This window comes from Paenibacillus hunanensis, from assembly GCF_034055775.1.
GTDB classification, from domain to species: domain Bacteria; phylum Bacillota; class Bacilli; order Paenibacillales; family Paenibacillaceae; genus Saccharibacillus; species Saccharibacillus hunanensis.
Genome location: NZ_CP139194.1, coordinates 3,741,807 through 3,768,153, shown reverse-complemented (window position 1 = coordinate 3,768,153; position 26,347 = coordinate 3,741,807). Strand labels below are relative to the sequence as shown.

21 protein-coding genes are annotated in these 26,347 nt (G+C 46.0%); 17 read left to right on the top strand and 4 right to left on the bottom strand.

Annotated features, from left to right (window positions below):
* The first annotated feature begins 216 nt into the window (after positions 1-216).
* The 11 genes from SK066_RS15270 (at position 217) to helD (ending at position 12,606) form a co-directional block, all read left to right on the top strand.
* On the top strand, positions 217-2,181 hold the full coding sequence (locus tag SK066_RS15270) for a bifunctional 2',3'-cyclic-nucleotide 2'-phosphodiesterase/3'-nucleotidase (RefSeq protein ID WP_320542130.1): 1,965 nt from the start codon (positions 217-219) through the stop codon (positions 2,179-2,181).
* 169 nt (positions 2,182-2,350) lie between these two features.
* A complete protein-coding gene (locus SK066_RS15265) occupies positions 2,351-2,911 on the top strand; it encodes a DUF1572 family protein (RefSeq protein ID WP_320542129.1) in 561 nt (186 codons plus the stop codon).
* Between the two features lie 30 nt (positions 2,912-2,941).
* A complete protein-coding gene (locus SK066_RS15260) occupies positions 2,942-3,139 on the top strand; it encodes a hypothetical protein (RefSeq protein WP_188776534.1) in 198 nt (65 codons plus the stop codon).
* Positions 3,140-3,427: 288 nt separating this feature from the next.
* Positions 3,428-4,870, top strand: coding sequence for a serine hydrolase domain-containing protein (locus tag SK066_RS15255; RefSeq protein ID WP_320542128.1), 1,443 nt, complete (start codon positions 3,428-3,430; stop codon positions 4,868-4,870).
* A 235-nt stretch (positions 4,871-5,105) separates the two neighbouring features.
* Positions 5,106-5,861, top strand: coding sequence for a glycerophosphodiester phosphodiesterase (locus tag SK066_RS15250; protein WP_320542127.1), 756 nt, complete (start codon positions 5,106-5,108; stop codon positions 5,859-5,861).
* A gap of 300 nt (positions 5,862-6,161) precedes the next feature.
* On the top strand, positions 6,162-6,671 hold the full coding sequence (locus SK066_RS15245; RefSeq protein WP_320542126.1) for a DUF2062 domain-containing protein: 510 nt from the start codon (positions 6,162-6,164) through the stop codon (positions 6,669-6,671).
* A 190-nt stretch (positions 6,672-6,861) separates the two neighbouring features.
* Complete coding sequence (locus SK066_RS15240) at positions 6,862-8,007, top strand: FUSC family protein (RefSeq protein ID WP_320542125.1); 1,146 nt, start codon at positions 6,862-6,864, stop codon at positions 8,005-8,007.
* Positions 8,008-8,091: 84 nt separating this feature from the next.
* The gene (locus SK066_RS15235; protein ID WP_188776539.1) at positions 8,092-8,535 is read left to right on the top strand and encodes a MarR family winged helix-turn-helix transcriptional regulator; all 444 of its coding nucleotides are present in this window, start codon (positions 8,092-8,094) and stop codon (positions 8,533-8,535) included.
* An 84-nt stretch (positions 8,536-8,619) separates the two neighbouring features.
* The gene (locus SK066_RS15230; RefSeq protein WP_188776540.1) at positions 8,620-8,952 is read left to right on the top strand and encodes a four-helix bundle copper-binding protein; all 333 of its coding nucleotides are present in this window, start codon (positions 8,620-8,622) and stop codon (positions 8,950-8,952) included.
* A gap of 361 nt (positions 8,953-9,313) precedes the next feature.
* The gene (gene map, locus SK066_RS15225; RefSeq protein WP_188776541.1) at positions 9,314-10,057 is read left to right on the top strand and encodes a type I methionyl aminopeptidase; all 744 of its coding nucleotides are present in this window, start codon (positions 9,314-9,316) and stop codon (positions 10,055-10,057) included.
* Between the two features lie 191 nt (positions 10,058-10,248).
* Positions 10,249-12,606, top strand: a complete 2,358-nt coding sequence (gene helD, locus SK066_RS15220) for an RNA polymerase recycling motor HelD (protein WP_320542124.1) — start codon at positions 10,249-10,251, stop codon at positions 12,604-12,606.
* Positions 12,607-12,906: 300 nt separating this feature from the next.
* Here helD and SK066_RS15215 read toward each other — a convergent pair whose 3' ends face one another.
* The gene (locus tag SK066_RS15215; protein ID WP_320542123.1) at positions 12,907-13,848 is read right to left on the bottom strand and encodes a helix-turn-helix transcriptional regulator; all 942 of its coding nucleotides are present in this window, start codon (positions 13,846-13,848) and stop codon (positions 12,907-12,909) included.
* Positions 13,849-14,166: 318 nt separating this feature from the next.
* Here SK066_RS15215 and yicI point away from each other — a divergent pair, with 318 nt between their 5' ends.
* Together yicI and SK066_RS15205 are read left to right on the top strand one after the other, a co-directional pair.
* Positions 14,167-16,485, top strand: coding sequence for an alpha-xylosidase (gene yicI, locus SK066_RS15210; RefSeq protein WP_320542122.1), 2,319 nt, complete (start codon positions 14,167-14,169; stop codon positions 16,483-16,485).
* Positions 16,486-17,128: 643 nt separating this feature from the next.
* Positions 17,129-17,581, top strand: coding sequence for a GyrI-like domain-containing protein (locus tag SK066_RS15205; RefSeq protein ID WP_320542121.1), 453 nt, complete (start codon positions 17,129-17,131; stop codon positions 17,579-17,581).
* A gap of 164 nt (positions 17,582-17,745) precedes the next feature.
* Here SK066_RS15205 and SK066_RS15200 read toward each other — a convergent pair whose 3' ends face one another.
* The 3 genes from SK066_RS15200 to fsa all read right to left on the bottom strand — a co-directional run bounded on the left by SK066_RS15200 (position 17,746) and on the right by fsa (position 20,553).
* Positions 17,746-19,155: an MFS transporter gene (locus SK066_RS15200; protein WP_320542120.1), complete on the bottom strand. Its 1,410-nt coding sequence runs from the start codon at positions 19,153-19,155 to the stop codon at positions 17,746-17,748.
* Positions 19,156-19,212: 57 nt separating this feature from the next.
* Complete coding sequence (locus SK066_RS15195) at positions 19,213-19,644, bottom strand: MarR family winged helix-turn-helix transcriptional regulator (RefSeq protein WP_320542119.1); 432 nt, start codon at positions 19,642-19,644, stop codon at positions 19,213-19,215.
* Between the two features lie 228 nt (positions 19,645-19,872).
* Positions 19,873-20,553, bottom strand: a complete 681-nt coding sequence (fsa, locus tag SK066_RS15190; RefSeq protein WP_320542118.1) for a fructose-6-phosphate aldolase — start codon at positions 20,551-20,553, stop codon at positions 19,873-19,875.
* Positions 20,554-21,420: 867 nt separating this feature from the next.
* Between fsa and SK066_RS15185 the strand changes: the two genes are divergently transcribed.
* The 4 genes from SK066_RS15185 (at position 21,421) to SK066_RS15170 (ending at position 26,321) form a co-directional block, all read left to right on the top strand.
* The gene (locus tag SK066_RS15185; protein WP_188776548.1) at positions 21,421-22,302 is read left to right on the top strand and encodes a methyl-accepting chemotaxis protein; all 882 of its coding nucleotides are present in this window, start codon (positions 21,421-21,423) and stop codon (positions 22,300-22,302) included.
* 348 nt (positions 22,303-22,650) lie between these two features.
* The gene (locus tag SK066_RS15180) at positions 22,651-23,355 is read left to right on the top strand and encodes a uracil-DNA glycosylase (protein WP_320542117.1); all 705 of its coding nucleotides are present in this window, start codon (positions 22,651-22,653) and stop codon (positions 23,353-23,355) included.
* 284 nt (positions 23,356-23,639) lie between these two features.
* On the top strand, positions 23,640-25,028 hold the full coding sequence (gene fumC / locus SK066_RS15175) for a class II fumarate hydratase (RefSeq protein WP_320542116.1): 1,389 nt from the start codon (positions 23,640-23,642) through the stop codon (positions 25,026-25,028).
* Positions 25,029-25,541: 513 nt separating this feature from the next.
* Positions 25,542-26,321, top strand: coding sequence for a hypothetical protein (locus tag SK066_RS15170; RefSeq protein ID WP_320542115.1), 780 nt, complete (start codon positions 25,542-25,544; stop codon positions 26,319-26,321).
* Positions 26,322-26,347: the final 26 nt, after the last annotated feature.

Sequence of the window (26,347 nt, the reverse complement as noted above, 5' to 3'; positions counted from 1 at the left end):
ATAAGGATTGGCGATAAAATACAGTGAAGCTGGAAACTGGCAAGGTTCACAAATCGTATTCTACCAGCGTTCGAAAAAGGAAGGGTCAAAACAAAAGATGAATTATGTAATAAAAACGTAAACGCTTTTCGTAATGTAAATCGCTTCGTTTACAATGTAATAATATTCATATGATAAAGTGATGTCGTTTGATTCAAATAGAGAGGAACGATCCAGATGAAACCAGCTTCTTTTATATACAGGTCAGCCGAATATCGATCCGGGAGTGAAGCCGCAACGTTCACACCTGCATCCAAACGACATTTTTCCTTGCGCTTGATGGCGACTACCGATCTGCACGTGAGCTTGACGGGATACGATTATTATCGCGATCAGGATACGATGCATATGGGGCTGTCGCGAACAGCCGCGTTGATCGAGCAGGCGCGCAGTGAGGCGCCGAATCATATGCTGTTTGATAACGGTGATATTTTACAGGGCAATCCATTAGGTGACTATGCTGCTGAGCATCGCTACTGGCACAATGAACAGACCGGCGAGGGTGTGCATCCATTGATCAGTCTGATGAATATGCTCGATTATGATGCAGCTACACTCGGCAATCATGAGTTCAATTATGGGCTAGCGTATCTGGAGCAATGTATAGCAGGTGCTGATTTTCCATATACCAATGCCAATGTATATGAAGTGAAGGAAGGGCGATATCATCCACTGCTGGCACCGTATATTTTGCTGCATCGCAAGCTATACGATGCGGATGGAGCTGCTGCTGAGCTATGTGTAGGTGTAGTAGGTGTAGTACCACCGCAAATTATGAACTGGGATCGCAAGCATCTAGAAGGTCATATTGAAGCGCTCGATATGGTCATCGCAGCAAAGCAAGCGGTCAATGAAGCGCGTCAGGCAGGTGCAGACATCGTTATACTACTGGCGCATTGCGGCTATGCAGAAGAGGATACACCAACGATTAGTGAAAACGCGGTGTTGCCGCTAAGCCGTTTAGAAGGTGTAGATGCCCTGTTTTTTGGACATGCGCATAAGCTATTCCCAGGCGAAGAATTTGCTGGACGACCGGGTGTCGATTTGGAGCGGGGCACGATTCATGGTATTCCTGCGGCTGAGCCCGGTGTATGGGGGAGTCATCTTGGTCTGATTGATCTGGAGTTAGAGCAAACAACAGAGGGTTGGTCAGTCGTTACCGGACGCGGTACGGTACGCCCTATATTTGATCCTGTATCCAATCGTGCACTGGTTGAGCCGATCGCTGCATTAGAGCAAGCTGCTGCTGAGGCACACAGGAAAACGCTGGACTATATTCATACGCCAGTAGGACAGCTGGATGTGCCGCTACATAGCTACTTTTCACTGGTGACGGATACCCCCATAGTGCAGCTTATTAATGAAGCACAGCGCTATGCAGGGGCTCGTTTATTGGAGCAAACGCCCTATTCAGCATTACCATTATTATCAGCTGCGGCGCCATTCAAGACAGGAGGGCGCTATGGGCCGCTACATTATACAGCAATTGTTCCGGGTGGGTTGACGTTGCAGCATATGTCAGACATTTACAGCTATGCAAATACATTTTGCATCGTACGGCTTGATGGTGATGAAGTACGTGAATGGTTGGAATGGTCGGCAGGCTTATACAATACACTGCTAGCTGATGAGGAGCAACAATCTTTGCTAGACGCGGCATTCTCGCCATTTAACTTCGATGTGATGGATGGATTGTCGTATCGAATCGATGTCAGTGTACCGCCGCGTTATAGTGCAGAGGGCGAGCTACTCCATGCGGATTCTCGCCGGATTATCGGTATGACATATAAGGGAGAGCCCGTGACAGCGTCGATGGAATTTGCAGTCGCAACGAATCAATATCGTGCGTTCTCTACACCGCTTGCCAATCCAGATGGACAGCGTGTGATTGTCGACGCAGGTGTTGAAAATCGTGAGGTCTTAATCGATTATGTACGTCAGCATGGGCATATCGCACCTGTCGCTGATCATAACTGGTCGCTCTGTTATGGTGGAGATCAGTCGATTACGTCAGTACATGCTGTATTTCAATCCTCACCGGATGCTCAGGAGTGGCTGAATCAGCATCCAGAGCTTGCTTTTGTGCAGCTGGAGCCAGATGGCTTTGCAACGTATCGTATGAGTGTACCTGTAAAAGAATGATTATTCGCTCGATCGATATCGGTCGTTGGAATGGTAAAAGGACAGCTTCGATGAGTGAGGCTGTCCTTTTTGCCGTGTTAGTCAGACATGGGAAGAGTGTAGTTGTTAAGAACATAAGCTTTGCAGAGGGTATCAGCTATATATTAAAATTAAACCAGGAGGCGAGGAGATGAGTGTAGAGTCCAATATGCTTGAGAGTGCGATTCGTCAGTTTACCCATTATAAGGAATTAGGCGAGAAGGCGATGCGTCAGCTGGAGCCAGAGCAGCTGTTTGTCGCTCCCAATGAAGACAGTAACAGTATCGCCGTCATTGTGAAGCATTTATGGGGCAATATGCTGTCCCGCTGGACAGAATTGCTCACCAGCGATGGAGAGAAGCCCTGGCGTCTGCGTGATGAGGAATTCGAATGGGCAGAGGCGGACCCGGCTCAGGTATGGCAATACTGGGAAGAAGGCTGGCGCTGTCTGCTTGATGCGTTGCAGCAGTTACAGCCAGAGCAGCTGATGACTATCATCTATATTCGTAATGAAGGGCATACCGTGCTGGAGGCGATCAATCGTCAATTAGGCCATTATCCTTATCATGTAGGACAGATCGTGTACGCTGCCAAAATGTTGAAATCCACGAGCTGGGACAGTCTGTCTATTCCTCGCCAGCGTTCGACACAGTACAATGCGAATAAGTTCGACCAGCCTCGGCAACGTCGTCATTTTACCGAGGGTATATAATTTTAGCTAGCACATGAAGGAGGAGAAGCGATGAGCCAGCAACAAACGACATGGGATATCGAACTAACGGACGAACAACAGCAACGCCTCCGTTTACAATTTGAAAGCCAGCGTGAGCTACAGAAGTTCATTCTCACTCTAACTGTGGAGCAGCTGCTCGATGCGCAGGTCTATGACCCAGAGCAGCGTAGCATGGAAGGGAAGCTGTATGTGTATCATTGCTTTTAAATGAAGGTGTTCAAGTGAAGCAGCTCCCCAGCATAGGCAAATGATCAATAGGATCCATTGTGTCTATATCCGCTGTAGCTATCTATATCGTGTATGGTTGTAATCAAATACGCTTGCTATACTTCTATCCCTGCGTTCATTGCTGAAATGCAGGGATTTTGCTATGGAAGGACAGCTATAGTATTCGCTTGAAAAGCACAACTTTTACTCTGTGATAACGTACAACTTTACAATTGGATGAACGAAAATACAAGTTATTACATACCGAATCAGGAGGACAACAACGACATGACATTCAGAAGCTTCACCGCTAAGCTCGCACTCCCAGTCAAGCTAGCCGCCGTAACCGCGCTTACCCTATCACTTGGAATTGCTCCTTATGTTAATCCACAAGCACACGCCGCTAATAATGAGAAACCAGCTGTAATTACTATTGCAGGCAAAGAAGTGAACTGGTCTACCGCTCCATTTGTGATGAAAGGAACAACGATGGTTCCACTTCGTGAGGCAGCACGCGAGCTAGGTGCACAGGCAACCTGGGATACGGCTACACGCTCTGTGGTGATGTACAATCATGGTGACCGAATCGCGCATGTACCGGGCACATCTACAATCACATTGGATGGATTCACACTCCAGATGCCTGAAGCATCGCGCAATGTAAACGGCACGATGATGGTGCCAGCACGTTTCCTAGCAGATGCATTCAAAGCTGGACTCACCCTGAATTCCACACCAGAGCATGCCACCATCAATCTAACACCAGATGCAGCCACAGTGATGACCGATGCTGCGCAAAGTGTAGATACGTATTTGCAAAAGCAAGGCTATTCTGGTCTGGCACTGGTCGAATCGAAGGGTAAGGTTGTATTGAAAAAAGGCTATGGTCTATCCGGTACAGATAAAGTTACAAGCCCGGATGGCATTTCACGTATCGCTTCGTTAAGCAAATCTTTTACCGCTGCCGCTGTCATGAAGCTGATCGAGGATGGAAAGGTAAGTCTGGATGATAAGCTAACCAAATACATACCGGATTTTCCGCGTGGCGATGAGATTACGGTGCATATGCTACTATCTCATACCGCAGGCTTTAACTCTAATTTTACGCGCGGTGAAGGCACCACACTGGAAGATACGGTAAATGAAATCAAGACCAAGCCACTGCGCTTTGAACCGGGCACCACGTTTAACTATAGCAATCAAGGCTACGTACTACTCGCCTATATCGTACAGCTCGTTTCTGGTGAGACTTACGGTCAATACATCCAGCATACATTCCTTGAACCGCTACAGATGAACCATACTGGAGAAGCAACAAAGGAGACCCAAACGATTGCTGGCTTTGTCAAAGATAAAAAAACAGGAGATTGGATCGAAGGCGATTACTACTGGTCTCAATCCGGTACAGGTACATTTTATTCCAGTCTGGATGACATGATGAAATGGTACAAAGCTTTTGCAAACCATACGATCCTCAGTCAAGCTAGCGTAGACCGTATGTTCACACCGTACTCTAACCTGAAGCCCTACGGCTACGCCTTTTTAATCAAAAACATTGATGGCAAGCGTACCATCTACCACAACGGCAGCGGTACCGGTTATTCTACAGGCTTTACCTATAATCTAGACGACGATGTGATGGTGATCCTGCTAGGCAACCACTATGGTATGGATATCGCTACCATGCTAACCCAGACTCAAACGCTGGCAAACCATGCACTGGCTAAGTAAAGATATTGAAAAATCACGTAGTGGAGGATCGCGTATTAGAAATATGTCACGTATTAGAAATGTGGATGATTTCACATGCTAATCGACTATAATGTTCAAAAATTCATACGCAATCTGTCGCTTTTGATATTGCCCAAACACTCGCCAAGCATAATAAACAATGGAACACAGCATGCTTTTCTCACTTAAAAGCTCGCTACTCCAGAGCAGCATACATCAAAGGAGGAATCACCTGATGAATTCCGTTATTAACTATGCGCACCGAGGCGCATCAGGTCATTGTCCTGAAAATACAATGGTTGCCTTTCGTCGTGGGCTAGAATTAGGAGCTACAGGTATCGAAACGGATGTGCAGATGAGTAAAGATGGCGCGCTGGTACTTATTCATGATGAGAGTGTACAACGTACAACGGGACAGCACGGAGAGATCAGTCAGCTACATAGTGACGAGATTCGTCGTCTGGATGCAGGAAGCTGGTATAGCCAGGAATTTGCGGGTGAGCCTATTCCTACACTGGATGAGCTGTTAGACTGGGCAGCATCGACAGAACTGACCTTAAATCTGGAGCTTAAAAATAATATCGAGCCGTATACCGGTATGGAGGAAAAGGTGATTGAGGCTGTTCGTGCGCGCGGATTAGAGGAGCGTACGATCATTTCCAGCTTTAACCACTATTCCCTTGTTAACTGTAAGCGAATCGCGCCCGAAATTCGTACGGGTATTTTGTACGTAGAGAATCTGGTCGATCCGTGGAATTATGCACGCAATATCGGTGCAGAAGCCTTACATCCATATCATCTGACGATGGAGTCCTTTATTGTCCGTCATGCGAATGCGGCTGGTATTATGAGCAATCCATTTACAATTAACGATCCCGAGCGGATGCAGCAGCTGATCGATATGGGCTGTGCTGGCATTATCACGGACTATCCTGATCGTCTGGATGAAGTTTTGCGAAGCGTAGTAGCACAGAGTAATAAGCCGCTATAATCATGAAGGTATGATAAAATTCTCATCCTACACGTTTTACCTATTCAACATATATGCACCGCGTACGTTATATAAAGTATGCGGTGCTTTTTGTGTTAGATGAAGCTGTGTTTTTGGTTATTTTGTGGTATGTTTAAATTCTGCCCCTGCTGATTGCTGACACTGGACAGCGGAGGTTAAACCACACTAGATGCCACGGAAACAACGGATAATAATGACCAAACTGAAACTTTCCAAGCGTAACAGAAATGGTTACAATAATGAATATCCATGATCCTGGCGCCGCATGGGAGATAAGCAATGAGAAAACTACGGATTGGACGCTACTTGAAGCTTAATACCATTCGGCTGCTTCGATTGCGGAAGGGCGCGCATCAGGTCGCAATCGGATTTGCAGTAGGACTTATTCCAAGCTGGTATCCACTGCTTGGAGTCGGGCCGCTATTATCACTTGGACTTAATCGTTTATTTAAAGGTGCATTACCGGCAGCGATCTTTGCTGCTTCGCTGGATTCGTTCGTCTGGCCGCTCACCTTTTTCCTGAATTATCATACAGGTCATCTGCTCATCAGCTTGTTTCATTCGGCACGCTGGCCGTCTCGAATGCTTCATATTAGAATGCCAGATTGGCCGGAGGATTATATGCAGCCCCTCCATGCGTCTCATCATTTGCGAGATGCAGGTGTGTACTTTGCAACTGGTGCGGCTGTGAACAGTATTGTTTTTGCCGTCTTGATTTATGTGGTGATTAAATGGGTGATGCTCAAATACCGCAAGCCATTACTTCAACGGCTACGCGGTAAAAAATAATTCTTCCTGCAACCAGTCAGCCAAACAAGGGTATTAATGTATACTGCTATTTCTTTCAATACGATATGATGATTGCATTTTCCGTATGAAAGAAATGCAGTCTGTCCTATGCTCGCCACGATGACGTGCACAGGTATAGACTGCCAACACAGCTTATGATCTACTACTCGGTTCTAAAGGAGGAACACCCGTGAACTTCGGAGCCCGCATGCTGAAGACCGGTATCGCGGTCACGCTTGCCCTATATGTAAGCTCCTGGCTCGATTTAAAACCACCTGTGATTGCAGCGATTGCTGCCATTTTTGCGATGCAGCCTTCGATTTATCGCTCGTTTCGCTATTTTCTAGATCAGATTCAGACCAATACACTGGGCGCTATTCTTGCTTTACTGGGCGGGATGGTATTTTCTAACGATCCGATTGCGGTTGGTTTGATGTGTATTGTCGTCATTATGATCTGTCTACGCTTGAATATGGGCGATACGATCGGATTGACGCTCGTCACCGTTATTTCGGTGATGGAAGTATCGGGTATGGGACAATGGCAGTTTGCGTTGAATCGATTTACGCTCAGTATTATCGGGATTGTGTCTGCATTTCTGATTAACGTGCTGGTTGCGCCGCCCAAGCCATTAGAGCAATTTAAGTCACAGATTGAAGGTACATTTTCAAAAATGTCGCTACTGCTACGTACAGCGGTATCCGATGAGATTAAGGAAGCTGTATTTCGTGATGAAAAGCGCGCACTGGAAGGCTCGATTCAATCGTTGTCCGATAAGTACAATCTGATGGAGGAAGAGCTTGGTAAGTTGAATCGTCCATCAATGACAACGCAGCGCCACCTGGTTGTGAACAAGCAGATGGTCACAACGCTGCGAAAAGGAATGGACGTGCTGACGGCAATTGAACAGCATTATTTTCAGGCAGAGCGAAGCCCCGAGATTGACGAATATTTCGACTCCCATTTGGAAAAGCTGATCAAATTCCATGAGCACATCCTGCTCAAATCCGATAACAAAATTAAAAATAACGGTAGCGAGGCGACAGAAGTGGACGCTGCCAATGACAAATTTTTGGATACGATGATCGAGCGGTATCAGCAAAACTTTGGCGGTGTGCTGCGTTTGTCGATCGTAGCCGCAGTCATGTATGATTATGGTTACCAGCTTGAACGATTGAATCGACTGGTTGATCATGTGAATGGCTCTTCTGGACGTGATAAGGATCATTCCAAAGATGATGATTCTGCTCAGAAGCTTCATGATGAGTTGCAATCCGATGCAGAAGCGCGCTCCAAGCGCTCCAGAAGGAGCTTTCCAACCTGGCCCTGGAAGTGATATCTCGGGCCAGGCTCATCTACTATTTTACATTTAAAATTAAAACTAAAAATTAAGTATTCGGTTTAAAGGAGATCGACGGGAATGATCAATGGGATCCCATACGAATTGGAAAAGTCTATCGGTTACAAACTCACAATTGCTTCACGCCTTGCAAGTAATCGCCTTAATCAGCAGTTTCGCGATGCCGGTTATCCAGTAACTTATGAGCAATGGATACTCGTTTCCTATTTGTGGAAACGCGATGGCCAGACGCAAAATCGTCTAGCTCGCCTATCACGCAAGGATCAGCCGAGCGTATCCAGGCTGATTGACAATATGATTCGTCGGGGAATGGTCATTCGCGTCCCCCATCCAGACGATCGTCGTACTAATCTGATCTATCTGACAGATTATTGTCGCAGTATTCTGGACGATCTGGCTGCCAAAGCGTACCAGACGATTGAAGAAATTTTCAAAGGCTTTACCTCGGAGGAACGCGAATTCACAGCAAAAATGATCGACCGTATCATTAAAAACATGGATTGAATAGTTGCCCCTACCGTTATCTTTTTGCCATTATGGTTAAATTTATGATGATGGCCAATGAGAAAACAACAGGAGGGACAAGCGATGATATCAACCGAGGAAAGACAACGCTGCATCGAAGCTTGTATGGAATGTGTGGTGGCCTGTAATAACTGCTACGTATCCTGTCTGGGCGAAGAGCATGTCGATATGATGCGCGAATGCATCCGACTCGACCGTGAATGCGCAGATATATGCCAGCTTGCGATCAAGGCAATGAGCTCCAATAGCCCGTATATGAAGCAAATCTGCGAACTGTGCGCCCAAATCTGCGAAGACTGCGCCCAGGAATGCGGCAAACACCAGCACGATCACTGCCAACGCTGTGCTGAAGCATGCCGTCACTGTGCAGAAGCCTGTCGCAGCATGGTTGCCTGATAAGAGATTAAGTCTAGTCTCTTTTACGGACGCATCGGTGCATGTACAGGGTATCACAAAACAATAATGCTACAGCATCCACTTGAGAGGTATTCAAGCGATATGATATTTCTTATGTAAGGTATCGATTCCACAGCGATATGTTTGGAAGCGGTACGATAGGATACTACTGAGGTAGCATTACACAAAGTATAGCAAGCAAGTTGAACGTTATGAAAAAGGAGCCGCCAATCAGATACATTCATCTGATTAGCGGCTCCTTTTTATATGACTCAACATATAACTTATACCCATCCCCCGTGCAAAACCCTCTATAATAGAGTATAGTAGAATATGATGTTGACGGAAAAGGAGATTACTTATGATTGCAAAAACAGAACAAGATATTGAAGGATTAAAGAAAATTGGCAAAGTCGTTGCGATCATTCGCGACGAACTCAAAAATATGGCACAGCCCGGCGTGCGTACGATCGATCTGGATCGCCGTGCTGGTGAATTGTTTGAACAATACGGTGCAATCTCTGCACCCAAATCAACCTATGACTTCCCAGGCTATACCTGTATTAGCATCAATGAAGAGGTAGCGCACGGCATTCCTGGCGATCGTGTGATTCAAGAGGGCGATCTGGTGAATGTTGACGTATCGGCTTCGCTTGATGGTTATTTTGCAGATACAGGCGTATCGTTTGTCGCTGGTAAAGGTGATCCGAAGCTGGAAGCACTCTGCGATGCCTCGATTCAAGCATTTGATGCAGCGATGAAAAAGATCAAAGCAGGCTCCAAACGCAGCAATGCAGGTAAAGCAAGCCACAATACCGCGCGTAAGCTCGGTTTTACCGTGATTACGAACCTGACCGGTCATGGTATCGGCAAATCGCTGCACGATGATCCAGAATATATTTTGAGCTATTATGATCCAACGGATAATGATCTATGGAAGGAAGGCAGCGTGATCGCCTTTGAACCCTTCGTTTCGACCAAAGCCGAGGAAGTATACGAATCCGGTGATGGCTGGACACTCAAAACCGATGATGGTAGCTATGTTGCACAATATGAGCATACCCTGATTATTACCAAGGGTGAGCCGATCATTTTGACCCGATAATATTGAAAAAGCCGCATGACAGAAGTGAAATCTCCGTCGTGCGGCTTTGTTATTTGCAAATATGAAAAAAAAGTCGTAAAATAAAAAATGCTCTGCCTAAAAGCAGAACAGTTCGGTTCATTTATATACTCATGAATCATAACATATAGGATAGAGATTTGTCAATAGATAATTTAGGAGGGGATGGCAGTATGGCAACGGAGGAGCAGGATTGGAAAATAGAGCAGCAGCGTGTAGATGACGTGACTGCCAAAATCAATCGCAAAATGTCCGTACTGGAACAGGAGGTAGGCGAGAGCCGCGGCGATGTAGTCGGCATGCGGAAGGACTTCTGGGACGAGGTTTCGATTAACTTTAGTGAGCAGGATGATGTAGGTGAGACATCGACTAGCTTGCGTCAGCAATCTCAGGTTCTGTCCGAGCTGGAGCTGAGTCACCGTCGTTCTAGCCTTACGCTCGATAAGCTGCGTCGCTTGTCCAGCTCTCCTTATTTTGGACGGATTGATTTTCGAGAGCAGGGACAGGAGCAGACTGAGCGTATTTATCTAGGAATCGGTTCATTTTTAGATGATAACGAAGAAGATTTCTTGATCTATGACTGGCGTGCGCCTGTATCGAGCTTGTATTACGATGGTGCACCCGGGCATGCTACGTATCGCACACCGGTAGGTAGCATTGAAGGCGAGATGGAGCTGAAGCGACAATTTGTTATTCGGGATGCGGAGATCAACGTACTGTTTGATACAGGTGTGACGATTGGTGATGAGCTGTTACAGCAAGTGCTGAGTCACAGCGCAGATAACCAAATGAAAAATATCGTCGCCACCATTCAAAAGGAACAAAATAACGTCATTCGTAACGATAAGAGTCGAATGCTAATCGTGCAGGGAGCGGCTGGAAGTGGTAAAACGTCCGCTGCGCTGCAACGTGTTGCGTATTTGTTATATCGCTATCGGGATAGCCTGCGTGCTGATCAGATGGTGCTCTTTTCACCCAACTCAATGTTTAACAGCTATGTGTCGACCGTTTTGCCAGAGCTGGGCGAAGAGAATATGCTGCAAACGACCTTTCAAGCGTATTTGGAAATACGAATCGGGCGTGAATTCGATCTGGAGGACGTATTTTCACAGATGGAATACCTGCTTGCCTGGTCAGACGATGATGGGCATCCAGCGCGTGTAAAAGGGATTCGCTACAAGTCGTCACTGGATTACTTCCGTGCCATTCGACGTTATGCTGAATTGCTGCTACAGGATGGAATGAAGTTCAGACCGATTCGTTTTCAAGGACATGAGATCGTATCGTCTCAGCAAATGCAGGAGAAGTTCTATAGCTACGATCCGGCTGTGAAGCTGGGGAATCGGATGGAGCTAATGCGCGATTGGCTGCTCAAGGAAGTGAATGAGTTTGGACGTCGTGAGCGCAAGGAGCCGTGGGTAGAGGAGCAGATTCAAATGCTCACAACGGACGACTATCATCGCGCGTATACGATGATGCGGCGCAAGCAGAAGAACAAGAGCGTCTCCTTTGACGATTTCCAATTAGAAACGGAAATGGCAGCACGGATGGTAGTGAACAACTGGCTCAAGCCGCTGCGTAAATGGGTGAAGCGTCTGCGTTTTATCGATCTGGGTGGACTGTATCGTCGTTTATTTGAAGATGCGGAATGGTTCCAGCGCATTAATAATGGGTCGCTGCCAGACGGCTGGGAGGAATTCGCTCCACAGACGGTTAACCGCATACGTCAGGGCGAACTCGGCTATGAGGATGCAACGCCCTATCTGTATTTAAAAGAACAGCTACAGGGCTTCCGCTCTAACACAGCGATCAAGCATATTATCGTCGATGAGGTGCAGGATTACTCACCATTTCAGCTTGAATTCATGAAGCGCCTGTTTCCACGTGCACGTATGACTGCACTTGGTGATCTGAATCAGGCGATCTACAGCCATAATTCTGTGTTCGATGAAGAAGAGCCGTTGATGGAGCTATACGGACTTGAGCAGACGGAGCTTATTCGCCTCACACGTAGCTATCGTTCGACCTATGAAATCGTCGATTTCACCCGAGCTATGCTACCTGGCGGCGAGCAGATTATTCCATTCAATCGACGTGGTCATAAGCCTGTCGTCGCCATGTATGACGATCGCGAGGATATGCATCAAGAGATCGTGCGTAATATCCACGAGCTACAGCAGCAAGGTTATCAGTACACCGCGATCATTTGTAAAACGGAAAGCGAGTGTACACAAGCCTACGAAGCACTCAAGGATCAGATCACGATGCGTAAAATGACCAAGAACACGCCCGTATTCGAAAAGGGAACGATCATCATCCCAGCCTACCTGGCAAAAGGCGTCGAATTCGACGCCGTTATCCTGTACAACGCATCCGCTGATCAATACCATCGTGAAGCCGAGCGCAAGCTATTCTACACCGCCTGCACTCGCGCCATGCACTTACTCTATGCTTACTCTGTTGGCGCAGTCACACCATTCATCAGCAATGTCGATGCACAGCTGTACGAACAAAATGACTACCGAGGTTGATCGAAGGCAAGCAGTCTAACGGTAAGATCAAATATAAAATACAGGTCTATGCTTATGCTGAGCTACAGCTTTGAAAGTAAGTATTGAAGATCGTAGAACAATAATATAAATTCAACTAAACAGGCAGATCTCCTACATTCATTATGTAGAAGGTCTGCCTGTTTTTGTTGTATCCTCGTGTATCCAATCGAGCACTACTCATTAGTTTGATGTGAACGGTAACTACAAACGATCGATACTGAATGGAGGTGAAGGTTCACTTATCCTTAGCCTATTACTCTCAGCGCATTATAAAAGCAGTTATTTTAACCCGGCATCCACCATCAACTCTGTCGTTCTTCCCGCATACAACCGATGCAGCTCCTTCCGATACTGGGAAGGCGTACACCCATGATGCTGCTTGAACACCGATATAAAATAGCTCAAGCTATCAAACCCGACCTCCAGCGAAATGTCCACAATTTTACGATCACTACTTTTCAGCAAACGACATGCCTGCTGCGTCCGATAGCGATTAATATAATCAATCGGACTTTTCTGGGTCATACTTTTAAAAAAGCGGCAAAAGTGGCCTTCACTCATATTCACCTGCTCTGCCAGCTCTCTTAATCGCAGTGGCTGTCCATAATGCTCATGAATATGACCAAGCACCGTCTTCAAGCGCTCAATGCGATCATACGCAATAGCAGGCGCAGGCTCGCGCTGATGATCCATATGCTCGTACATCATGCTAATGATCAGACATAGGTACGCCTTCGTCGTTAACTCATAGGCTACAGGTCTGTTCAGATTCACATGCACAATCTGCTGGAGCAATCGCAGCATATCCTGCTGCCAGGATGCAACGCCATCGATATGCAGCAGGGCATGGGTATCGCGTGACAGCAGTGGATCAAGATAACTTGCCTGAATCGTATCATACGAGCTGCTATCGAGCAGCGACATGCCAAATACAATCGCCGCAAAGCTACACACACTATCATCAATCTGATACGCTGTATGAATCTCGCCACTATTTACGAAGATCGCTTCCCCGGCATTCACCACGCAGCTTACAGCACCTACTTGAAAAAGTGCCTTTCCCTCCGTAACGATAATAAATTCTGGCTCCTCATGCCAGTGACATTCCAAAATAATATCATCATGCAAATTACCCATCTCATAAATGCTAACCGGATACATCAGACTACCATGAATCCGATCCTCACGCAGCCGCTCACGTAATGGCTCAAAGCTTTGCATTATTCATTCCCCCTGATCATCCACCATGCGTCTAGTATCGATCGATGACTATCTGCTCGCCCTAGAATACCTGTGCATGATCTGTCATCCATCAAACGATTCCGCATCATGCCATTCAGCTCAGCTCTGAGTCTTAATCTCCGAACAGATCTAACGACCTCACATCATACCATCAACGATCAAAATTTTAATACTTTTCATCAAAATAAAAGAAGAAAAGCGCTTTCTTAATCAATATCATTATACACATAGACGAATAAAACAAACAAATTACCACCCGATCGACTAGCAAATGCAATGTGAGAAAGGACGAAAACGATGAAATTTACTGATGGCTACTGGATGACTCGAAAAGGCTATACGATGCAGCACCCTATGGATATTCGCGATATCGTGCGTAAAGGAGATGAAGTGACTCTTTACGCCGCAACCAAGCGTATCGAGCGTAAAGGCGATACCCTGAATGGTACGCTGCTCAAGGCGACACTAAGCTCCCCTATACCGAATGTAATCAAAGTTACGCTGAATCATCATAAAGGCGGTGTTGTCCAATCGCCACAGTTTGAGCTGGCATCGCTGGATACGAATATTCAGCTGGAAGATAACGAGCAGCATATGACCCTACAAAGCGGTGAAATCAAAGCCACCGTACAGAAAAATAAAGGCTGGAACATTAGCTTTGATTATGGCGATCGTCATCTGACAGGCAGTGTGCATCGTGGACCAGGCTATATCAATGGGCCAGAGGATAGCGTATTTTTCCGTGAGCAGCTAGAGCTGGGTGTAGGCGAATATATTTACGGACTCGGCGAGCGCTTTACCCCGTTTGTGAAAAATGGACAGACGGTCGACATCTGGAATGAGGATGGCGGTACAAGCAGTGAGCAGGCGTATAAAAACATTCCGTTTTACCTGTCCAGCCGTGGATATGGAGTATTCGTCAATCATCCAGAGCGTGTATCGTATGAGATCGCTTCGGAAAATGTATCGAAAGTGCAATTCAGCGTAGAAGGCGAGACACTGGAATACTTTATTATCGGCGGTAGTAATCCGAAGGAAGTACTGGATAACTACACAACGCTGACAGGCAAGCCAGCCCTGCCACCTGCATGGACATTTGGATTATGGCTGACCACATCGTTTACGACGGATTATGACGAAGCGACGGTGAATCATTTTGTAGATGGGATGGCGGAGCGAGATCTGCCATTGTCGGTTTTCCATTTTGACTGCTTCTGGATGCGTGAATACCAGTGGTGTGATTTTAAATGGGATGAGCGCATGTTCCCCGATCCAGAAGGCATGCTCAAGCGGCTTAAAGACAGAGGGCTGAAAATCTGCGCCTGGATCAATCCGTATATCGCCGAGAAGTCATACCTGTTCGACGAAGGGATGGAGCATGGCTATCTGGTGAAGCGTGCAGATGGAAGCGTGTGGCAGTGGGATATGTGGCAGGCAGGAATGGCATTAGTGGATTTTACCAATCCAGCAGCCGTAGAGTGGTATCAATCCAAGCTGAAAGTGCTGATCGATCAGGGAGTGGATTCCTTCAAAACTGACTTCGGTGAACGCATTCCAACCGATGTTGTTTACTACGATGGCTCCGATCCGGTAAAAATGCATAATTATTACACATTCCTGTATAACAAAGTCGTCTTCGAGCTGCTGGAAGAACAGCTCGGTGTGAATGAGGCGGCATTGTTTGCACGCTCGGCAACCGTTGGTGGACAGCAGTTCCCAGTACACTGGGGCGGTGATTGCTCCTCTACATTTGAATCGATGGCAGAATCACTTCGTGGTGGACTGTCGCTCGGCGTGTCAGGCTTTGGCTTCTGGAGCCATGATATTTCCGGCTTTGAAATGACTGCTGCGCCATCGGTATACAAACGCTGGGTACAGTTCGGTATGCTGTCTTCCCATAGCCGTCTGCATGGGAATGAATCGTACCGTGTACCCTGGTTATTTGACGAAGAATCTGTCGATGTATTACGCAAATTTACCAAGCTAAAATGCTCGTTGATGCCTTATCTGTTCGATGCGGCTGTAACGGCTACTCAAACAGGTGTACCGATGATGCGCCCCATGGTGCTCGATTTCCATCATGATTTCGCAACACATACACTGGATCGCCAGTACATGTTCGGAGATTCCTTGCTCGTCGCTCCTATTTTCAATGAGCAAGGTGAAGCAACCTACTATGTACCCGCAGGCAAATGGACAAATCTGCTGACTGGCGACATCGTAGAGGGTGGACGCTGGATGCAGGAAACGTTCGATTATATGAACCTGCCTTTGCTCGTCAAACCAGGCAGCCTGATCGCCTTTGGCGCAGAGGATAGCAAGCCAGACTACAACTATGCCGATGGCGTTCAACTCCATCTGTTCGAGCTTGAAGATGGACAAATGGCTAACGCACAGATCGTAACGATGAACGGCGAAGCTGCTGGCAATGTAACCGCAGCACGTACTGGCAACACCATCGAATTCAAAGCAACTGGCTCCATCACCAACTGGTCAATCGTCCTGCGCGGCATTTCCAACGTAGCCTCAACGACAGGCGGCTCATCCACGACCAGCGAACAAGGCACCCTCATCACCGCAGAGCAAGGTTCAACCACGATTCGCATTGAGCTGTAAGTATAGATAAATAGGGCTTAATGAACTGTAGTCGGTATAATAATTTTGAATCTATGAATCTATGAATCTATGAATCTATGAATCTATGAAGTAAATGAACAAGCTACTAGACATAAAAAGGCACGACACGAAAAGACAGCTACTGCTTTATACGCAGGCTGTCTTTTTCGCAGTGTAATTAAATGTATACTATAGAACTCACTACTCTAATTTGATCATAATAAAGATCGTACAAAACATGCTACTCTCACCTGGCTGCTTATTTTGTTGCGAGCAGCACGGAACGGAGGGAAGGAAATAAGGGAAAAGGACGCTTTGCAGTGTTAGCGATGTTCTAACACGGGGTTCAATAAGAAGTGATTTTTGCTAAGCAAAATATCTTACTTTTTTAGAGCCGAGGAATCTACATTCTATCCTAATCCAGTAGATTCCTCGGCTCCACCGAAGGACGTTCCCTTATTCCTTACCGAAAGTGATAGATGCCCTAGCACAAATGATGCACCATCACCCATCATTTCCCCACCAACTGTATAAAAGTTGAAATGAAAGAACGAATGTTCTAAGATAATAGGAAACGCTATGCAAAGAAGTTCATATCAAGTATCGTGTACCACTCATTACCCATTCACAAGGAGGCTTCATTATGAAACTGTACACCATTCACTCCATCCGCACGAATAACTTCAAAGACACCGAAATGCTGGAAAAGATCCAGGAGGTATGGCAGCAAGCCTATAGTCATCTGGACGGTAGACCTGTAACACTGTATGGTGTGTATCACGATTATGAGAACGATTACAAGGGTGACTATTCCCTGACTACCGCTATAGCAGAAAGCTACGATGGAGCTACAGCACTGGAGCTGCCCGTTACCGCACAATATCGCGTATTTGAAGCCGCAACCAGTGACCCTCAAGGCGTGATCCAGCAGTGGAAGCAGATCTGGCAGCTGGAAGAGCAGGGCGAGCTGAGTCGTGCCTATACGTTTGACTATGAGCAGTATGAGCCGGATGGACGTATTACGATACATATTGCACTTGCTCCAGAGCTGTCGAGCGAGACGAATACGGACTCTCAGCAACCCGCATCTATTTAAGCCTGAGGATTATAAGCGATACGCCGCCCTACTATCTAGCTTCATACTAATAAATAACTATACAAAAAACGACTATCCCATCATAAAGGAGATAGTCGTTTTTCTTTTGTTTGAACATTTGTATAAACAACAATTAGCTCAATTGCAATAAGCCTGAATCAGTTTTAGTCCACTTTGATATGGATAGAAGGGCTTTGCTGTGCAGGTGTCTTTTTGGCACGTATCATATAGATTGCGCCGATCACAATGTATAGCACGATAAAAATGACCGAATAACGATACATCGATGTATAGCTTGTCGCGCTGGCGATCGTACCGAGAATCATTGCGCCGAGGGCGACACCCAGATCAAGCGAGTTGAGGAACATGCCGTTTGCCATGCCGCGTTGATGGGGGTTCACGACTTGAATCATCCACGTTTGCATCGTTGGTTGTAACGCTCCCCAGCCAAGTCCATAGCAGAGTGCAGAAGCTAACAAGCCAAGTGTCGAATGTGCCATTGAAAGCAGTAACAGACCCGCGATCAACAGAATCGCGCCGGGAACGAGTAAAGCCTTTGGCCCAAAGCGATCATATAGCTTACCAGAGAACGGACGAATGAGAATAACGGCAAGCGCATTGAACAGGAAGAAATACCCTGGATTCGCAATATGCGCTTCACTGCCGAACAGAGCGATAAAGCTGACCAATCCACCATACGTGACAGACATCAGAAAATTAAGTAGGCTCGGTAATAACAGCTTGCGTTCGAAGCTAGATGTTTTACGTGGTGTCATGTTGGATTGTTCTGAAGCAGTATGTGTCGATTGAGCTGCTTGTATACCCGAATCGTGCTGGCTTGCCGCCGTAGCTGCTGGATTAGCAGATGCCTGCGAATCAGCCTGTATAGCTGACTGTTGTGTCGATGCAAGACTTTTACTTTGCATCTGTGAGCGGTCACTCTCTTTCGCTCGATGCTTACCTGATATCAGGCTGTAAGCGAGTGGGAACAGAATCATAATAAACAGTGAACCCAGCACAACGAGCGGTGTGAAGCCGTACTGCTTTTCGATCCACATCCCAATCAGCGGACCCATCGACATCGAGATCGTTGTAGATAAGCCAAAATAGCCCATACCTTCACCCATTCGATTACGCGGAATAATATCCGATACCATCGTTGGGAAAGTCGTACTGTACATCCCGAAGCCAAAGCCAAAAATAACGCGCATGACTAACAGGGCAATGATCGAAGCACTAAAGTAATAGCCGACCGTTCCGAGCAGCGCAATCGCCAGCCCACCAAACAAAATGATATTACGTTTCCCTAGCTCCAGCGCTTTAGCGGAGAATAGGCGTGATACGATAGCCGATAACGCCATCAGACTTGTACATAGACTGACATAAAAGTCGCCGGCATTAAAATGCTCCCTCATATAGAGCGGGAGCGAGGATAGAATCATATGCAGATTCAAAAATACAAGCAAATTACATGCGGTTAAAACAAGAAATTCTTTCGTCCACAGACGAGCGACCGGGCCTTTGACAGCTCCGTCAGCTGCCTGTGAGGGGATAGCCGTTTTTGTTTGTTCCATATTGCAAATCTCCATTTCCTATAAAATACACGGTCGCTTGATCTCATAGCATCAAGCTTATGCTTCTTCTAAACGTGAGCGTAGCTCATGCAGCAATTGACTGAGCTGCTCCATATGCTTCGGTGTGATTAGCTCGGCAATTTCCTGATTATGCTGCGCCTCTAGCGCATGAACCTTTTGCATCAGTGCGCGCCCGTCTTCATTTGGATAGACGAGAAAGGCACGGCGGTCATGCGGATCAATCTCTTTACGAATCAGTCCTTTGCGATGCAGAACGTCCAGAATACGTGCAGTCGTAGGCTGATCCTTATATGCATGAGCAGCTAGCTCTTTCTGATTCATACCTTCCTGTGCACAAATGTAATACAGCACGCCCCATTGCTCCGGTGTAATATCATATTCCTTCAATTTGGCAGCGAACAGATTACTCACTCGGCGATACGTACTGCCAAGAAGGAAGCCGATCGAATCCAGCTCTTGCAAGGTCATACCTCAAGCTCCTTTCTTCATTTACGTAATACAAAAATAGTGTATAACGACGATTCTGATAATTAGTTGTTAATGCAATTATAATTAATGCAATTAAAATTTGCAATAAAAAAAGCGGGAATCAAAACGATTCCCGCTGGGTGTGTGGTTTCATAAGTGAAGCATAATGTTACTTTCTTGAATGTATCCACCTCGTTAAAAGTGAATCAAGAGAGCTTCATCGGCTTCTTATTTTGTGTTAGCTTCTTCTTTTACTTGATCTTTAGCTTGTGGAACACTTTCCCAGTCTTTCAGGAAGCGCTCAATACCGCTGTCTGTAAGAGGGTGTTTCCACAGTGAAGGAACAAGTGTACCTGGGATTGTCGCGATGTGTGCACCAGCCAGAGCTGCTGCTCTTACGTGCTCCAGGTTACGGATACTTGCTGCAATGATTTCGGATTCCAGACCGTAAGTGTCAAGGATTTGACGCAGGTCACGAATCAGTTGCATACCGTCGATACCGATATCATCCAGACGACCAACGAATGGGCTGATGAAGGTAGCGCCAGCTTTAGCAGCCATCAGGCCTTGAGCTGGAGTAAAGATCAGCGTTACGTTTGTTTTAATGCCTTCTTTGGAAAGCTGGTTACAAGCGTACAGACCTTCTTCAGTCATTGGCAGCTTGATAACGATGTTTGGAGCCCATTTTGCGATTTCGTGAGCTTCTTTCAGCATGCCTTCAGCATCGAGGCTAACAACCTCAGCACTTACAGGACCATCGATGATTTCACAAATTTCGTCAATAACATCTTTAAAAACGCGGCCTTCTTTGGCGATCAGAGATGGGTTAGTTGTTACTCCATCTACGATACCGAGACGAGCGATACGTTTAATTTCGTTAAGGTTACCTGTGTCCAAGAAAAATTTCATTGCTGTCTTCCTCCTCAAAATAGATATATATGGTTTTGCCCTAGCATACGGCAACTTGCCGGCGACAATACACCAGTGCAATCGGGATATGCATATGTGTACATTACCCATAAACAGCCATATGTACACCCCGTGCTGGATGTTTATTTGTGCGTACAAATTGCTTGACACAAGCTGCGATATTCTGCGAGCAGAATAGGGGCGTGCCGGTAAATCTCACGCTGCAAACCGCAAACGTGAAATTAACTATATTTAGTTTTTACCACAATTCCAAACAACATACAATGGGGCTAAGCTTGTTTAACCTGCGCTTTACAAAGAAGCAAAGATAAAACCAAACCAATATGTTGATTTTTACAAAGTGATAAAACTAGATATGGTATAAAAATCGTGATTATGAATGTCAAAATGAGTCTTTCAAAAAAAACTAAAAAATTTTATAGATAACGCTACCATTTTACAATCGATTTTGTATGTATCCTTTTAAGGAATAGAAATGGGTGTCTAGTCTTTTAATAATTAAAGATAATAGAAAAAGACAAACACCTAGTTACTTATCCATTTCTTGCATGAAAGATGATTCACAAATATCATATTACGAAAAATAAATTTGTATGCTATTAAAAATGAGTTGGATTTGGTCGAAATAAATTAAGTAAGTGTATGGACTACAGACGAGCAGAGTTATCTGCGAAAGATCCAGCAAGCTTTGTACATCGTCTTCCTCATGCATAGCTGATTCATCGGTATGCTGGCTTGATACGTTTAAGCATAATGACAGATAGCACGATCTATCTGTTAACATTTGGTGTACAGACTACAGACAAACGATGATCAGAAAGACAGAACAACAGGAGTGATACAACAATGACCCAACAAGGTTATGGTAAAAGCGATGCAAAAGCGATTGAAAACGTTAGTATAGTTGATATGGTTATTGAAAGTATGAAGTATTTTGAGCATGTTGTTGGCGATGACCTGATGCTGGGCGTAACCGATTTGCATGAATTCAAATATTACAAGCCAGCCAAGGAACTTGATCTTGGTCTTCGTCCGGGTACACCGATTGCAAAGGACGATCCAAACCTGAACAATGCCCTGAAAAATGGCGTTATAACGGTGAACCGCGTACCTGCGTCTGCTTATGGCTTTGAACTGGATGCAACGTCGGTACCGCTGAAAGATAGCCACGGAAATATCGTAGGTGCGATTGCTTCAGCGTACACATTACAGCACAATACATTTATGGCGAATGTGACCGTTGATATTGAGAGTATTAGCAAACAGCTTAGCGATATGGTACAGTTGCTGGCAGCGCAGTCTCAGCAATTGTCGGCGACAGCAAGCCAGATTCAAGCGAACACAGGTAAAGCGGTAGAAAACTCCAAAGAGGTTAATCAGGTTACCGGCTTTATCCGCGAAATTTCAGAGCAGACAAATCTGTTAGGTCTGAACGCTGCAATCGAAGCGGCTCGCGTTGGCGAAGCAGGAGCAGGCTTTGGCGTTGTTGCATCTGAAGTGCGCAAGCTATCCGTGGATACGAAAAACGCAACTCAAAACATCGAAAGCTCGCTCGGTAGCGTCCAGCAATCGATTTTGCAAATGGAACGTGAAATTTCTGCTGTAGCGGATTCTTCTACAGAGCAAGCAAGACTTGTGAATGAATTCAGTGAGCTGGTAGATAAGCTAAACAGTGTGAGTCATGACTTTAAGAACTTCATGGAAGTGTTCCTGAATTCTCGCTTGTAATGTTCGGTTTGTAATGTAAAGAAGCCGCTGTAATGCTAGATTGGTGTACTACTCGTCAAGCTCGAATCAGGCTGCTTCATAGGCAATGAGCTAAATAAATAGATAGGCTATCCGTCATCTTTAAACGATTCCCAGGCATAGCAGACAGCAGACTTCATCGGAAGTTAGGAGCTGTCTGTTATGCCTGTTTGATATGTCTAAGTGTGTTATACCAGGTATGCTTGTACGGCGAATATGTACTATTTTTGACAGAGACGTTCGTTTTTTTGATAATGGAAACAGAGAATAGTATGGATGAATAAGAGGAATGAGTATGGTTCTTGAAATGGAGAGAAGGGAGCGCTTCGTATGAGCAAAATTTTTCATAATGATTGGGCAGAGGTGCTTGAGCCTGAGCTAGAGAAGCCGTATTATCAGGAATTACGACGTTTCCTTGCGCAAGAGTATCGCTCGACGACGATCTATCCAGACATGTATGACATTTATAATGCGCTTCATTATACACCGTTGTCAGAGGTGAAGGTGGTCATTTTGGGGCAGGACCCTTATCATGGACCAGGGCAAGCGCATGGGCTCAGCTTTTCGGTTAAGCCGGGTGTAGCTATTCCGCCCTCCCTGCAAAACATTTATCAAGAGCTACACGAGGACATGGGCTGCACAGCGCCATGGCATGGCTCGCTTGTGCACTGGGCAGAGCAAGGAGTCCTGCTGCTAAATGCTGTACTTACCGTCCGTCGTGGACAGGCGGCATCACATCAGAACAAGGGCTGGGAAGCCTTTACTGATCGGGTAGTGGAGGCGGTTAATCAGCGCGAAACGCCTGCTGTGTTTATTTTGTGGGGCAGTCATGCTCAGCGCAAAGGGGCGAATATCGACCGTAGTCGTCATTTTATTATTCAGTCTCCGCATCCAAGCCCGCTATCTGCTCATCGTGGATTTTTCGGGAGTCGTCCATTTTCGCGTGCTAATGCCTTTTTGCAGCAGCAGGGGATGGAGCCGATCGATTGGTGCGTGCCTGCACAGCCATTGGAAAGAAGTCATTCGCCGCGTTAAAGGCGCTACTGCTCCGGGGCAAATGAAGCTACATATGCAGGATAGTGAAGCGTTGCGATAGGATCGTATATAACATGCTCGCGTTATCGGGAGTGCGATACAGCGTGATTATAGGCTGGATAGTCAATCGCATAGTGAATCCGATACGCTAAGCAAGATCCATCTATTTTAACGAAAACAGGTGGATTTTTATACCTTGTAAGCGTTACAATTATAAAGGTTTAACGAAGCTTTGATCCGTGGTACGATAATAGTCGATTCGACCTATAAGGAGGACTTGTTCAGTGGAATACCGTGTAGAGAAAGATACGATTGGTGAAATTCAGGTTCCTGCCGATAAGCTGTGGGGAGCACAAACCCAGCGCAGTAAAGAAAACTTCAAAATCGGTGGCGAAAAAATGCCGGTTGAGGTGATCTATGCTTTTGCAATGCTGAAAAAGGCAGCGGCACTGGCGAATGAGCAGCTTGGTAAGCTGTCTGCGGATAAAGCAGATGCAATTGTAAAAGCAGCTGACGAGATTATGACAGGACAATGGAATGAGCACTTCCCGCTTGTCGTATGGCAAACAGGAAGCGGCACACAGTCCAATATGAACGTCAATGAAGTTATCGCTCATCGTGGTAATCAACTGCTGGAGCAAGCAGGCAAAAGCGATCGTCTGCATCCAAACGACGATGTGAACATGTCGCAAAGCTCCAATGATACATTCCCGACTGCACTCCATGTAGCAGGTGTACTTGCAGTTGAAAATGATCTGCTGCCTGCGATCACCAAGCTACAGGATACATTGATGAACAAATCCAAGGAATTTATGAACCTGATCAAGATCGGTCGTACCCATCTACAGGATGCAACGCCGCTCACACTTGGTCAGGAAATTAGCGGCTGGGAAGCGATGCTGCATAAAACTAGTCGTATGATTCTGCACAGCTCCAGCGAAATGAAGGAGCTGGCGATCGGCGGTACAGCAGTAGGTACAGGCATTAATGCTCATCCAGACTTCGGTCGTCTCGTTGCTGAGAAGATCGCTGATATGACGGGTAAAATGTTCGTCTCCGCTCCAAACAAATTCCATGCACTGACCAGTCATGACGAGGTAGTGTACGCACACGGCGCTCTGAAGGCGCTGGCAGCCGATCTGATGAAGATTGCTAATGATGTGCGCTGGCTAGCAAGCGGCCCTCGTAGCGGTCTGGGAGAGCTGACGATCCCTGCCAATGAGCCAGGTAGCTCGATCATGCCAGGTAAAGTCAATCCCACTCAATCCGAAGCGATGACCATGGTCGTTACTCAAGTCATGGGGAATGATGCTACAATCGGCTTTGCAGCGAGTCAAGGTAATTTTGAGCTGAACGTATTCAAGCCAGTAATTATCTACAACTTCCTGCAATCCGTACGCCTGCTGACCGATTCGATCATTTCGTTTAATGATCATTGTGCTGTAGGCATCGAAGCGAATGTGGACAAAATCCAGTTCAATCTGGACAATTCACTCATGCTCGTTACGGCATTGAATCCGTACATCGGTTATGAAAATGCTGCGAAAATCGCCAAGCATGCACATAAGGAAGGCTTGTCTCTGCGTGAAGCAGCGCTACAAAGTGGTCTGCTGACAGAGGAGCAATTCGACGAATATGTTGTACCTTCCAAAATGATTCACCCTAAAGCTTAATTTATCCTCAACAGGAGGATATGGAGATGTGCCTCTACACATCGCCATATTTCCCAATGAGGTTTAGCTTGATTAACAAATGAAAATGATAAGCAAGTAAACAGGCAAGTCTGATGACTGTATCCATTACAATCGTCGGGCTTGCCTGTTTATTTTGTTACAAAATGAGTAACGCAACGATGGACTGGAGCTCCTATCGGGACACAATCTGCTCACAATCTCTTGCCAAAAGGTGAAACGTGCTATACAATGACTTTATTAATTGAAGATGATAATCATTATCAATTAAGAAGGGTGAATAAAATTGGTGTGACGAGTCGCGACATGTAAGCGCCCATCTATATAAACTCCGGTAAGCAATAATTATACAATACAGCTTCGTTTGTACTAATAAAATACGGTGCTGTGCCTGCGAGCTGGAGCAGAATATAGACGAAGGGCGCCATATAGATCAAGGATCGGATCGATTCTGACTAATTGACACTGGCTATGCGCCATAGAAGGAGGAGTTTGATGAGTATCTTTTCGGAGCATCTGTCCCATTTGAGCGAGCAGCTCAGGCATGATCCTTCCGTTCTGGCTCTGCTTTTAGCAGGGGAGGAAGGCAGCTATAGTGGGGCTGCGGGTACAGAGCTGAATGTGATCATTGTGGTATCGGATGAGGAATTTGAAGCACGTCTACAGGATGGACGTTTACATTATAAAATGACAGATCCTGCTGTAGAGTACACACAGATTACAGGGCGCTACATTTCCCCACGTTATCTGGAAAAGGTAGCACGAGCAGGTAGTGAACCGGCGCGCTTTGCTTTTATGGGTGCAGTGATCGTGTTCTCTGATTTAACTGAATTACGCAGCCTGATCAACGAGATTACCGAGTATCCATTACATCTCAAGCAGGCGAATATCAATCGGTTCTATGCCCAATTCGAAGCATGGTATCTGGAGTGTAAGCGTGCGCTCGTTCAGCAGGAGCATTATGTGCTGCATCAGTCGATTATGAATCTGCTATTGTTCGGTGGACGCCTTATTCTCGCTCATAACGAGATGCTATATCCCGGGCAAAAGCTGCTTGTACATATGCTGGAGCACGCGCAGCGCAAGCCAGAACAGCTCCTATCCTCTATGCAGTCCTTGATGGTGACACCGTCAGAGATGTGTCTGGAGCGTCTGTATCGGCAAGTTCGAGATTACCGTAACTGGGTCAATGAAGAGCTGAACTGGACGGATTATGTGATCATGGACAATGAAATGCAGTGGCTCCGTCAGAGTGTATCCGTCGGTGATATTTAACGTCATGATTAGATATAGCTGCACAA